The following is a 13173-nucleotide window of genomic DNA, read 5'->3' as shown; positions in this document are numbered from 1 at the left end:
TTTAGTATAGTAAGGAGAATGAAAAGTGAGTTTACACGTTGTATTATTTCAACCAGAGATACCAGCAAATACAGGGAATATAGCTAGAACATGCCTGGCAACAGGTGCAACCCTTCATTTAATTCACCCGTTGGGGTTTTCTACAGATGATAAAATGCTTCGCCGGGCAGGTTTGGATTACTGGAAAAATGTAGATGTACGTGAGTATAATTCCATAAAAGATTTATATACTGCTTATTCGGAAGGTAATTTTTATTATATAGAGAACTTTGGTACAAAGCATTATACAGATTACGACTTCAGTAATATAAAAGAAGATTTGTTTTTTGTTTTTGGTAGGGAAACAGATGGCATTCCACCAGATCTGCTCTTAGGAAAAGAGGATAAGTGTCTTCGAATTCATATGAATGGTAAGGTCCGTTCTTTGAACCTGTCAAACACAGCGGCGATCATTGTATACGAAGCATTAAGGCAGCAGGGATTCCCAAATCTTATTTAGATTCACAACAAAGCCGTCATGTAACTGTAGGTTACTTGACGGCTTTGTATTTTACTGATTTCTTTTTGGAATCCCTGGTTTTGCTTCATATCCTGATGTGAAGCAAGAAGTTAGAAAGACAATAATTACACCTATTAGTAATGCTAAATTCATAGTCATACGTACATCCTCCTTTTGTATCTATGTAAAAAGAGTACATTTTATATTATGTCCCTATTATACCTAATAATGTTCTTATTGTGAACCATAGACATTATATTTAGCAAAAAATTCACAAAGGGTTTATTAACTTAATCATTAGAAAATTTGATATATAATAAACCTTGACATATATCATTGTTTCAGTCTCCAAAATAGGGTATATTAGTTGATGAAGTCATTCGTCAGTTCTATAATAAAGAGTGAGTGTAAAAGACCGTTGCATAACGGATAAAGTTAACTTCTAATGGGGGTATAAAACGTGGCACAGAATGAAGAATCTAATCAAGGATTCTGGGCAGAATTTCATGGTCCAAATATGGGGTATGTGGAAGAGCAATACGATTTATACAAAGAGGATCCAGAAGCGGTAGATCCATCTATAAAGGAAATGTTCGATCAGCAAGGAGCCCCTGATTGGTTGTCCCAAACAGACAAGACATTTCAGTCGACACCTCAAAATACTTCAATAAATGATGTGAAAAAGCTTACCTCGGCAATGAAACTTGTGGAGGCTATTCGTCGTTTTGGGCATTTGGAGGCAGATATCTATCCAGTTGGACTGGAAAAAGAACGTAAATCAGAATTAGTTGATCCGCAAGCATATGGTTTAACTGAGGAAGATTTAAAGAATATGCCAGCATCCTGGTTGTGGGAGAACTCACCAGGCAATGTTGAAAATGGTTTAGATGTAATTAAAGAATTGAAAAAGTATTATTCAGGCACAATTACATTTGAATATGATCATGTCAACAACGATGACGAGCGAAAATGGTTGTTGGATTTAATTGAAGCTGGAGAAGCCCGATTAGATTTATCGGATGAAGAGAAACAGCAGTTGTTAGAGCGACTTGCGCATGTTGAAGGTTTCGAGGGGTTCCTGCAAAAAACATTTGTTGGACAAAAGAGATTTTCAATTGAAGGCTTAGAAGCAATGGTACCAATGCTGGATCAAATTGTAAAATACGCAACAACTGACAAAATTAATAATATTATGATGGGTATGGCTCACCGTGGCCGTTTATCGGTGTTGGCACATGTCCTGGGAAAACCATACGATAAAATCTTTTCTGAATTCCATCACTCCCCTGATAAGGAATTAATTCCTTCCGAAGGGTCTATGGGCATAAACTATGGTTGGACAGGTGATGTGAAATATCACTTTGGAGCAACGAAGGAAGTTAAAGAAGGTGACGAAACGACAACACGTATTAGGTTGGCGCATAACCCGTCACATCTGGAATTTGTGAATCCTGTCGTTGAAGGGTTTGCTCGTGCAGCACAGGACGAACGTTCTGAACGTGGATACCCGAAACAAGATATGAACAAAGCTATTCCTGTCTTGATTCATGGAGATGCAGCTTTCATCGGTGAAGGAGTAGTAGCGGAAACATTAAACCTAGGTAATTTACCAGGCTTTAATACAGGTGGTACACTTCATATTATTGCAAATAACCTGGTGGGTTATACAACGAATCAGGAAGATGGACGTTCAACACGTTATGCAAGTGATTTGGCAAAAGGGTTTGAAATTCCAATTATTCATGTAAATGCCGATGATCCAATTGCATGTGTTTCTGCAATTAAAATTGCTTACGAATACCGTCAAAAGTTCCATAAAGACTTTCTTATTGATCTAGTAGGTTATCGCCGTTATGGACACAATGAGATGGATGAGCCTCGATCAACACAGCCAAGGCTCTATAAAGATATTGATCAACATCCATCAGCTGCAAATGTTTTTGCTAAAGTGCTGGAAGAAAAAGGTGTTCTGAATGCTGATGGGTTTAAGAAAGTAACAGATAAAGTGGAGCGTCACTTACGCGATATTTATGATAGTATGAAAGAAAATGAAACAGGTAAAAAACAGCCTAAAAATATGCCAGAAGCATTAACAAATGGGCTTAATCAATTTGAGACGGCTGTTGAACTGGATGCATTAAAGGCACTAAACCAAGGTTTACTAAAGCGCCCTGATGGATTTAATGGCTACAAAAAATTAGAAAAAATCCTTAAGCGCCGTGAAAAAGTTCTGGAAGAAGGCAACAAAGCAGATTGGGGCGCTGGTGAAGCTTTAGCATATGCCTCTATTTTGCGGGACGGAATTCCAATTCGTTTAACTGGTCAGGATACTGAAAGAGGTACATTCGCTCACCGTCACATTGTTCTGTATGACACAGAAACGAGTGAGAAATACAGCCCAATGCACGGATTAGATGAAGCAAAGGCTTCGTTTGATGTGCGAAACAGTCCGTTGTCTGAAACAGGTGTGCTTGGATTTGAATATGGGTATAGCGTTCAATCCCCAAATACATTGGTGATATGGGAAGCACAATTTGGTGATTTTGCCAATGCTGCTCAAGTAATATTTGACCAGTTTATCTCTGCAGCTCGTGCGAAATGGGGCGAAAAGTCTAATATGGTAATGCTGTTACCACATGGTTATGAAGGTCAGGGACCAGAGCACTCAAGTGCACGTCTGGAGCGGTTCTTGCAAATGGCTGCAGAAAATAATTGGATTGTTGCTTATCCAACATCGTCTGCACAATTCTTCCATTTGATTCGTAGGCAGGCTGCAATGCGTGGTCGGGAAGAGGCTAGACCATTAATACTAATGACACCTAAAAGTAGTTTGATTCGTAACCAGCGTATAGCTTCATCTGCTGAAGAATTTACAGAGGGGAAATTTCAGTCACTACGCGAACAACCCAACCTGAAAGTTAGTAAGAAAAAGGCAAAACGCTTACTAATCGGCAGTGGTAAGGTTATGGTGGATATAGAAGAAGCAATTGAAAACTCGGAGGAATCATTTGATTGGTTACGTGTATTACGCCTTGAGCAGATTTATCCTTTCCCTAAAAAGGAACTTGCAAAAGAACTTAAAGCACTGCCGAACCTCGAAGAAATAGTATGGGTGCAAGAAGAGCCGATGAATATGGGCAGTTGGGATTTTGTAGATGATTATCTAAGAGATCTCTTACAAGAAGGTCAGCAGTTGCGTTATATTGGAAGGCCAAAACGGTCTGCACCAGCTGTGGGTGTACCAAATGTCCATAAGACAGAACAAAACCAGATTGTACAAAAAGCAATAAACCCGGAAATAGGAGGAGATTCCAGTGAACGAAATTAAAATACCAGAACTTGCCGAATCTATTACAGAAGGAACTATTGCCGAATGGTTAGTAAAAAAAGGCGATAAAATAGAAAAAGGTGATCCAGTAGTAGAATTGGAAACTGATAAAGTAAATGTTGAAGTTAACGCTGAGATTTCTGGTGTAATAACAGAAATTGTACGGGAAGAGGGCGACGACGTTGAAGTTGGTGATGTCATCGCAAAAATTAATGAAAATGGGGAAGCTGGTGGAACTTCTTCTGAGGAGGAAGAAGCTACTAAAGAAGAACCAAAAGAAAAGAAAGCTGAAGCTGCAGAAAAAGTTGAATCTCCTGAAAAAGAAGAAGTGAAAAGTGATAATAAAAGTGATGTTATTGCATCACCTGCAGCAAGAAAGCGTGCTCGCGAGTTAAATATTGACTTAAGCTCTATTCGTACACAGGATCCTTTAGGCAGAGTCCGTCCGGAAGATGTAGATGCAGCGGCAAAAGGAGCTAATGAAAAGAAAGAATCCAAGCCTGCTAAAAAAGAAGAAGCGAAGAAATCCGAGAAAAAAGAATTTGATAAGCCGGTTGAACGTGTGAAGATGTCCCGTCGTCGTCAAACAATTGCTAAGCGTCTAGTTGAAGTCCAACAGGAAGCAGCAATGTTAACCACTTTTAACGAAGTAGACATGACATCAGTTATGAATCTTCGTAAAGAACGTAAAGATAAATTCGTAGATAAGCATGGTGTTAAACTTGGGTTTATGTCATTCTTTACAAAAGCAGTAGTAGGAGCTTTAAAAGAATTCCCATTGTTGAATGCAGAAATTCAAGGCAACGAACTTGTGCTAAAGAAATTCTATGACATTGGTATAGCAGTATCTACTGAAGAAGGATTAGTAGTGCCAGTTGTCCGTGATGCAGACCGCTTGGACTTTGCAGGGGTTGAACGTGAAATTGGCAATCTAGGTAATAAAGCAAAAAACAAAGAGCTGCAAATGAACGATCTGCAAGGTGGTACATTTACGATAACAAATGGTGGTACATTTGGATCTATGCTTTCTACACCAATTCTAAACGCACCACAGGTTGGAATTCTTGGAATGCATAACATTCAAAAACGTGCCATGGTAATGCCGGATGACACAATTGAAGTCCGTCCGATGATGTACCTTGCACTTTCTTATGACCATCGTATTGTAGATGGTAAAGAAGCAGTACAATTCCTGGTACGTATTAAGCAGTTGCTTGAAGACCCATATGATTTATTATTAGAAGGATAAGTTTAAAATAGATAGACCTCGCTTTGAAGAAATTCGAAGCGGGGTCCTTTTTTTGACTAAATGAGATAGCTGGCCTCCTCTGCTCGATTGATAGGATTGCGAAGTCTTTTGTCCGATACTAAGACTTTTAGGCTCGCTTCTATCCTAAGTTTTGTTACTTTTACGGTCACAGTTGATAAAAAAAGACGTCGTAACTGTTATGTTGATTTCCACTCCGGGTACAAGTGCAACATCTGCTCAGCTTCATTTCATTCGCTTTGCAGTGTTTTCTTTGCCGCGGCACGGCTTCAGCCTCGGGCTAACAGGATGTTAGCCTTCCATCCCCACAAATCACCGCTGCGGTCGTGCTGTTCTGAGCAGGAGTCGACTGTCCTCCGTTCCAACCAACAATCATAAATAGCGAGTATTTATTCACTATAGCAATAGATAATGTTATAACAAAGCACAACACCAGCGCAGGAAATACACGGAGACTCCAGCAGGCATGAAAACCGTCAATCTGGTCTGAAAGTAATTCAACCGTTTTGGCATGACCGCTGCCCCTGCCTTCATTCAGCGATTGCTTCACTTTTTCCAGCGGTCGGCTTGCATAATCCCGCGTTCAGACCAATTAATTCAGCGCTTTTTCAGCGTAATCCCGCGTTCAGCCCGTTTCATTCAGCGATCAACCCTTTAGGCGTGTATTTTCGGTGGGGCGAGTAATCGCAGGTACAGGCTCAATCTATTAGAGTACAGCTAATTTTTATATGCAAATTTCTGTTTTATATTGCAAAAGCATCAAAAAACGAATAATATTAGAAATGTTGATTAAATCATACGGAAAGAATGGTGTTTTAATGGATAACTTCTTTAAGTTAAAGCAAAATAATACAACTATCCGAACCGAGTTAATAGCGGGCATGACTACTTTTCTTACAATGGTCTATATTGTTGTCGTTAACCCGGCTATATTATCCGCTGCAGGTGTACCTTTTGAGCAAGTATTTATGGCGACAGTTATTGCTGCAGTAGTGGGCACACTGTATATGGGGATTTTTGCAAATTACCCTATTGCAATAGCTCCGGGAATGGGGCTGAATGCATACTTTGCTAGTGTAGTGGCAACACAGGGCCTGTCTTATCAAGTAGTTTTTGGTGCCGTATTTTTAGCAGGTATTCTATTTATTCTACTAAGCCTTACTAAGTTAAGAGAAACATTAATCGGTGCAATTCCGCCATCCTTAAAATTTGGAATTACATCTGGCATAGGTCTATTTATAGCATTTATTGGTCTTAAGATGTCAGGTATCGTAGTTTCCAATGAAGCAAATCTAGTTGGATTTGGCGATCTTCACCAACCGATGACGCTCTTGGCATTGGCAGGATTATTTATCACGCTGATATTATTTGTCAGGAGAATTAAGGGAGCGCTATTTCTGGGGATGATAGCTACTGGATTAATTGCCTTTTTTACTGGTCAGTTAGAGTTTACACAGGCTCCATTATCTATGCCACCAATGCCTGTTTTTTTTGATATGGATATTGCTGGAGTTTTTACAAATGGGCTTTATACCGTAGTCTTTGCCTTTTTATTAGTTACAATATTTGATACAACAGGCACAATGATCGGAGTGGCAGAACAGGCAGGATTTATGAAAAATGGTAACCTGCCTCGTGCAAAGTCAGCTTTGTTAGCTGATGCAACTGCAACAACTGTTGGGTCCATGTTTGGAACCAGCCCCTCAACAGCATACATTGAATCGACATCAGGGGTTGCTGCAGGTGGGAGAACAGGATTAACGTCTATTGTTGTAGCGGTCCTTTTTGCTTTATCTATTTTCTTCACTCCAATTATCGGTGCTATTGCAAATTTACCCGCGATCACAGCACCAATATTAATCATTGTTGGGTGCTTTATGATGGAAGGTCTAGCCCGCATTGACTGGAAAACATTTGATGAGGCATTTCCAGCATTTGCAATTATTCTAACCATGCCGTTAACATCCAGTATTGCTACAGGAATATCCATCGGATTTATTACCTATCCTTTACTGAAGTTTGTTAGTGGAAAAGGTAGGGAAGTACATTGGATACTCTATATGTTTGGTGTTATCTTCTTATTGCAGATGATTTTCTTTCCAGCACACTAAATAATAACTTATGAACCTCAGTGGATAATTACTGAGGTTTTTTTGTACGAAAAAATACAATGTTAAAAGAATTGATATTAGGGAACAAATAAGGTAGGAATTAAAAATATACAGAAAAGACAATCACTTGCATGACGTCTGACGACTTGGTACACTATCCTTTGCAACAAACAATATGAAAACAGTTACAAAATATAGGGAGGCTACATCCGTGGATATTCTTCTAGGTGTTTTAGCAATTGTTGTCGTCCTCGGACTAGCATTTTTGATGTCTAATGATAAAAGGAATATTAATTATAAAGGCATTGGAATTATGTTGGTTTTGCAAGTATTGACAACTTGGTTTATGTTCACCACACAAATTGGCCAAGCAATTATAAATGGAATTGCGGCTGGTTTTAATAAATTAATTGAATTTGGATTGGAGGGTATAAATTTTGTCTTAGGTGGGGTGGAGGTTGGAGAAGGTGGCGTATTCTTCTTTGATGTACTACTACTTATTATATTTTTCGCTACCATCCTTTCCGTTCTTACGTACCTGAAAATACTTCCTTCGATTATTAAATACATTGGTACAGCTATTTCAAAAGTTACCGGGTTACCAAAAGTGGAATCATTTAATGCAGTTAACAGTATATTTTTCGGTCAGTCTGAAGCGCTAATTGCAATTCGATCGCAGTTTCATCATTTAGATAAAAACCGGTTGTATATTGTAAGTGCTTCAGCAATGGGCTCGGTATCTGCCTCAATTGTAGGAGCCTACTTGCAAATGCTGCCACCACAGTATGTACTAGTAGCATTGCCACTGAATATGTTCAGTGCTCTAATGATTGCATCTGTTATTGCGCCAGTTAGAGTACCTAAAGAAGATCATGTTGATGTAAAAAATGTTACGAATGACAGAAGTATATTTGAAGCAATGGGTAATGGTGCACTTGAGGGTGGTAAGATTGCATTAATTGTTGCTGCTATGCTGATTGCGTTCATTGCATCATTGGAATTGGTTAATTGGCTTATTCAATTAGCGTTTGCCGGCGTTACATTACAGCAGATTTTAGGGTATGCGCTTGCGCCGATTGGAGTACTAATGGGTATATCCCCGAGTGAAGTAATTCAGGCAGGATCCGTAATGGGTACGAAAATTGTTACGAACGAATTTGTGGCTATGCTTCAATTCCAAACCATGCTGAATGACATGTCTGTTAAAACAGTGGGTATCGTATCCGTATTCTTAACAAGCTTTGCAAACTTCTCTTCCATTGGTATCATTGCAGGTACTGTAAAAGGAATTGACAGTGAAAAAGCAGTTAGTGTATCCGGATTTGGTATGAAATTACTAGTCGGAGCAACATTAGCATCGATTCTATCTGCTACAGTTGTAGGTCTATTCTTATAACCGGTAAAGAAGCCGTCCTTTAGAGTGGCTTCTTTCATATTCTCAAAAAAAAATTTAACTTTTATGACAGCTTGACGCTCTGGGCTGGTCTATGCTTTTGGACAATCCTTCCCCTCAAGTGCATACTTCTTTTGGATATACAGTAGACGCCACAGTAATGCAATTGCGCCGAAGCTTAAGCCTATAATGATACCGACCCAATAACCAAAGGGTTCGAGTGCTGTGTAATTTGCTAATATCCACCCGACAGGCAATCCGATGATCCAATAGGAAATAAACGCTATGAGGAAAGTCATATTAACGTCTTTATATCCACGGAGTGCCCCTTGAATCGGTGCTCCAAATGCGTCAGCCAGCTGGAAAAATATTGCGTAATAGATAAACTGCTTGGTCAATTCAATAACCTGTGGGTTAGCACTGTATAAGGAAGCAACCAAGTCATTGGATACATACAGTACAACGCCAGCGAAAACTGCTATGAATATACCACTGCTGATTCCAATATAACCATAGGTGCGTGCATCAGCGAAGCGTTTTCCCCCGAGTTCAAAGCCAATAGCAATAGTTAAGGCCATTCCAACGCTTAGTGGAATCATATATAATAATGATGCGAAATTTATTGCAGCCTGGTGTGCGGCAATGGTATATGTGCTATATACACTCATTAGTAATGTTACCGCAGAAAATATGCTTGTTTCAAAAAACATAGCAGCACCAATCGGTACACCAATTTTTAACTGCTCCATCCATGTCTTCACTGATGGTCTTACCCAATTGGAAAAAATGCGAAACGTACGGAATGGGCGCACTTTGTAAACGATCCCTAGTGCTATGAAACAAACTAACCAATACGTAATGGCTGTTGCTATACCAGATCCAATCCCGCCATATGCTGGAACGCCAAACTTACCAAAGATAAAGATATAGTTAAACAGAATATTTAATGGTAATGATATTAAAATAATAATCATAGAAATCCGTGTCTGGCCAAGAGCATCAATAAAACAACGTAATGTGTTAAAAATAAACAATGGAATTATTCCGGTGCTTAAGGCTATAAGGTAATATTTGGCCGTATGGCGAACTTGAGCCTCCAAGTCCATTGTATTCAAAATAGGATTAATTAAAAATGCGCCAGCGATAAATACTACCATTGCCAATGCAGCTGACAAATAGATTCCTTGTTGAACTTTATTGGATACTTCATGGTTCTCTTTTGCTCCTGTTAAGTGGGCAATAATAGGAGTAATTGCTAATAAAATTCCATTTACACCCGTAAATATTGGAACCCAAAGGCTGGAGCCAATTGCTACACCTGCTAAATCCTGAGCACCTGCTCGACCGGACATAATGGTGTCAAATATATTCATTAGATACATGCTGACCTGGGTAATTAGAATTGGGATTAATATATAACTGAATAACTTTAATTTTTCTTTTAAAGTTGCTGTTTGATACATAATACGCTTCCTTTTTCTGTAGTTTTCTAATAGGATAGAGAAAGGTTCTCAAAAGCTAAAAATAAAAGCAATTATATCGTTTTACTTCGAATTACGAAAGAAAGGGAGTACATTATATGAAAGATAAACGAATACTCTTTACCGGAGGAGGAACTGCCGGACATGTCATAGTAAATCTTGCGTTGATTCCATACTATCAGCGCGAAGGTTGGGAAATTGATTATATAGGGTCTAAAGATGGCATTGAAAAAAAACTCATCGGGCAATTAGAGGGAGTAACATACCATCCAGTTTCAACCGGTAAATTACGCCGGTATCTATCCAAAGAAAATTTGAAGGATCCGTTTAAAGTTCTAAAGGGTACCTTCCAGGCATATCGCATTATAGGTAAACGTAAGCCTGGCGTTGTATTTTCTAAGGGTGGATTTGTATCCGTTCCTGTTGTGCTGGCTGCCAAAATGCGCCGAGTTCCTGCAGTTATTCATGAATCTGATTATACGCCAGGACTTGCGAATAAGATAGCTATTCCTTTTACAAAAAAGGTGTTGGCAACATTTCCTGAAACAATGAACTTTCTTCCGGAAAAAAAAGCTGAATATGTTGGGGCTGTAATTAGAGATGAACTGTTTATGGGCAGTAAGGAAAAAGGTTTGTCTTATGCCGGCCTCACAAATGAAAAGCCGGTTCTACTTATTATGGGTGGAAGTGGTGGCTCTGAAAAGATTAATCGTACTGTTAGAAACAGTTTATCCAAGTTATTGAATAACTTCCAGATTATTCATATATGTGGTCATGATAAAGTTGATTACTCTATTAATGAAAAGGGTTATAAGCAATTTGAATATGTTAATGAAGAGTTAAAAGATATCTTTGCTGCAACTGATTATGTATTATCCCGTGCTGGTTCCAATGCAATATTTGAATTTTTGGCATTGCGAATTCCAATGCTGCTCATCCCCTTATCTAAAGAGGCGAGCAGAGGCGATCAAATAATAAATGCCAAATCCTTTGCTGAAAAAAGGTATGCACGGGTCATGGAGGAAGAAATTTTAACAGAAGATAAGTTAGTGGAAGAGTTAACTCAATTACAGGATTTTGCGCCATTGATGATAGAAACAATGAAAGAATACAAAAGTGAAAAAGCACGTGATCGTGTCGTAGAAATTATTAATGAAGTTCAAAAATAAGATAAACAAAGAACTCCCCTTAGCTAGTATATTACCAGCAGGGGGAGTTTTTTGATTGGCTGTTTTCTTAAAGATTGGGACTGTACCTGTACCTGTACCTGCGATTACTCGGTACAAAAGCATAGAAGTATTTCAGTGAGGCATTTTGCGATTACTCGGTACAAAAGCATAGAAGTATTTCAGTGAGGCATTTGCGTTACTCGCCCCACCGAAAACAAATGTTGTTTTTGACATGAAATATATAAAGTACGACGTGACTGCATTGTTGATTTCCGCTCCGGTCAGTCGCTTTCACCACTCCGGGTACAAGTGCAACATCTGCTCAGCTTCATTTCATTCGCTTTGCAGTGTTTTCTTTGCCGCAGCACGGCTTCAGCCTCGAGCTAACAGGATGTTAGCCTTCCATCCCCACAAACCACCGCTGCGGGGTCTTCAAACACGTGCTATTCCCGCAGGAGTCGACTGCCCGCAGCGAAGATCAACAGTTGCGAAAAAGAGTTATTGCGAGTATTCATGATGATAAAGCTGAAATGTGTTGGAAAATAGAGTTATTATAACATATTCATGAATTATCCTGGATTACAGCTCCTTGGTATGGTTGTATAAGTTCGGATGATTCTATAGTATTAATATTGTTATAGATAAAAAAAACATAATGAATTTCATTTTCATAATCCTCCGTAAATGAAATTCTATTCCTCATTTACAGATTTTATGAGCTTGCTTTCCTGCTTACTTACCGTATTTTACTAAAAAGGTATACTGTAAAAAAACAGCTAATTGTTTTCCATGTTTTGATTTTAATCTATTAAAAAATCCATTTTTTTGGATTAAATATATAGAAAAAGAGGGTAAAAAATTATGAAGAAATTATTATTTTTATTTTCCGCTGCTATTTTAGTAGTTCTTTCGGCCTGCGGTGATTCGGGTGCTGAAAAAGAAATTGATACAATTGTTCTGGCCGACGCTGGATGGGATAGTATCCGAGTACATAACAGTATTGCACAGAAAATTATTGAAGAAGGATATGGGTATGACACAGATGTAATAGCTGGTTCTACTGCCGCTACATTCCAAGGGTTTATTGATGGTGATATTAATGTGTATATGGAAGTTTGGACTGATAATATAAAAGAAGTTTATGAAGAAGCGATTGAAGCTGGGGACGTTGAAAGAGTCGCTACTAACTTTGATGATAATATTCAAGGTTTATATGTTCCTACATACGTGATTGAGGGCGATGAAGAACGTGGAATTGAGCCTATGGCACCAGAATTGAGAACAGTAGAAGATTTAAAGAAATATCCGGAGATTTTTGAAGATCCGGAAGATCCAGGCAGAGGCCGAGTAATAAATGCACCTAGCGGCTGGGCTGTTGCTGATGCAATTAATGATAAATTCGATGCTTATGGATTAGAAGAAACGATGAATAACTTCATGCCAGGTTCGGATTCAGCAATCGTGGCAGACTTAACAAGTGCATATAATTCTGGGGACGCTTGGGTTGGCTATTATTGGTCACCTACTGCAGTAACCGCGCAATATGATCTGACATTATTGGAAGAGCCTGCTTTTGACGAGGAAATATGGAAAGATACAAAAGCTACAGAGTTCCCGCCTAATGATGTAGTTGTTGCTGTTCATAAAGACTTACCAGAACAAGCACCAGAGCTCGTTGAATTCTTACGTAATTATGAAACAAGCAGTGCACTGACAGAAGAAGCATTGAGTTACATGGATGATAATGATGCATCTGCGGAAGAAGCAGCAGTCTGGTGGATGAACGAACATGAAGATATCTGGACTGGCTGGGTATCTGATGAAGTGGCTGAAAAAATAAAAGGTACTTTGCAATAACATAGAAGAAGCAGCCGGCCGCATGGCTGGCTGTTTTTCTCTAAACTATAATTCATGAAAAAGAGAGG

Annotated in this window: 8 protein-coding genes; 7 read left to right on the top strand and 1 reads right to left on the bottom strand. The window is 38.9% G+C overall.

Translation table 11 applies throughout. From position 1 onward, the window contains the following. Positions 1-25 precede the first annotated feature (25 nt). The 5 genes from trmL (at position 26) to QGM71_RS09580 (ending at position 8601) form a co-directional block, all read left to right on the top strand. Positions 26-499, top strand: coding sequence for a tRNA (uridine(34)/cytosine(34)/5-carboxymethylaminomethyluridine(34)-2'-O)-methyltransferase TrmL (gene trmL / locus QGM71_RS09600; RefSeq protein WP_327607323.1), 474 nt, complete (start codon positions 26-28; stop codon positions 497-499). 460 nt (positions 500-959) lie between these two features. Further along, a complete protein-coding gene (locus tag QGM71_RS09595; protein ID WP_327607322.1) occupies positions 960-3827 on the top strand; it encodes a 2-oxoglutarate dehydrogenase E1 component in 2868 nt (955 codons plus the stop codon). Further along, the gene (odhB, locus tag QGM71_RS09590) at positions 3814-5076 is read left to right on the top strand and encodes a 2-oxoglutarate dehydrogenase complex dihydrolipoyllysine-residue succinyltransferase (RefSeq protein WP_327607321.1); all 1263 of its coding nucleotides are present in this window, start codon (positions 3814-3816) and stop codon (positions 5074-5076) included. Before QGM71_RS09595 ends, odhB begins: the two co-directional genes overlap by 14 nt. A gap of 836 nt (positions 5077-5912) precedes the next feature. After that, the gene (locus QGM71_RS09585; RefSeq protein ID WP_327607320.1) at positions 5913-7205 is read left to right on the top strand and encodes an NCS2 family permease; all 1293 of its coding nucleotides are present in this window, start codon (positions 5913-5915) and stop codon (positions 7203-7205) included. Positions 7206-7416: 211 nt separating this feature from the next. After that, positions 7417-8601: a NupC/NupG family nucleoside CNT transporter gene (locus QGM71_RS09580; protein WP_327607319.1), complete on the top strand. Its 1185-nt coding sequence runs from the start codon at positions 7417-7419 to the stop codon at positions 8599-8601. Between the two features lie 89 nt (positions 8602-8690). Here the strand turns inward: QGM71_RS09580 and QGM71_RS09575 are convergent, their stop codons facing one another. Further along, positions 8691-10061, bottom strand: a complete 1371-nt coding sequence (locus tag QGM71_RS09575) for an MATE family efflux transporter (RefSeq protein ID WP_327607318.1) — start codon at positions 10059-10061, stop codon at positions 8691-8693. 116 nt (positions 10062-10177) lie between these two features. On the opposite strand from QGM71_RS09575, the gene QGM71_RS09570 reads away from it, so the two are divergent. Then, complete coding sequence (locus QGM71_RS09570) at positions 10178-11248, top strand: undecaprenyldiphospho-muramoylpentapeptide beta-N-acetylglucosaminyltransferase (RefSeq protein WP_327607317.1); 1071 nt, start codon at positions 10178-10180, stop codon at positions 11246-11248. An 861-nt stretch (positions 11249-12109) separates the two neighbouring features. Continuing rightward, positions 12110-13105 carry an ABC transporter substrate-binding protein gene (locus QGM71_RS09565; protein WP_327607316.1) on the top strand — a complete coding sequence of 332 codons (996 nt, stop codon included), beginning with the start codon at positions 12110-12112 and terminating at the stop codon, positions 13103-13105. Positions 13106-13173: the final 68 nt, after the last annotated feature.

This window comes from Virgibacillus tibetensis (assembly GCF_036026595.1).
GTDB lineage: Bacteria > Bacillota > Bacilli > Bacillales > Amphibacillaceae > Virgibacillus_P > Virgibacillus_P tibetensis.
This window is presented reverse-complemented; position numbering and strand designations above follow the sequence as displayed.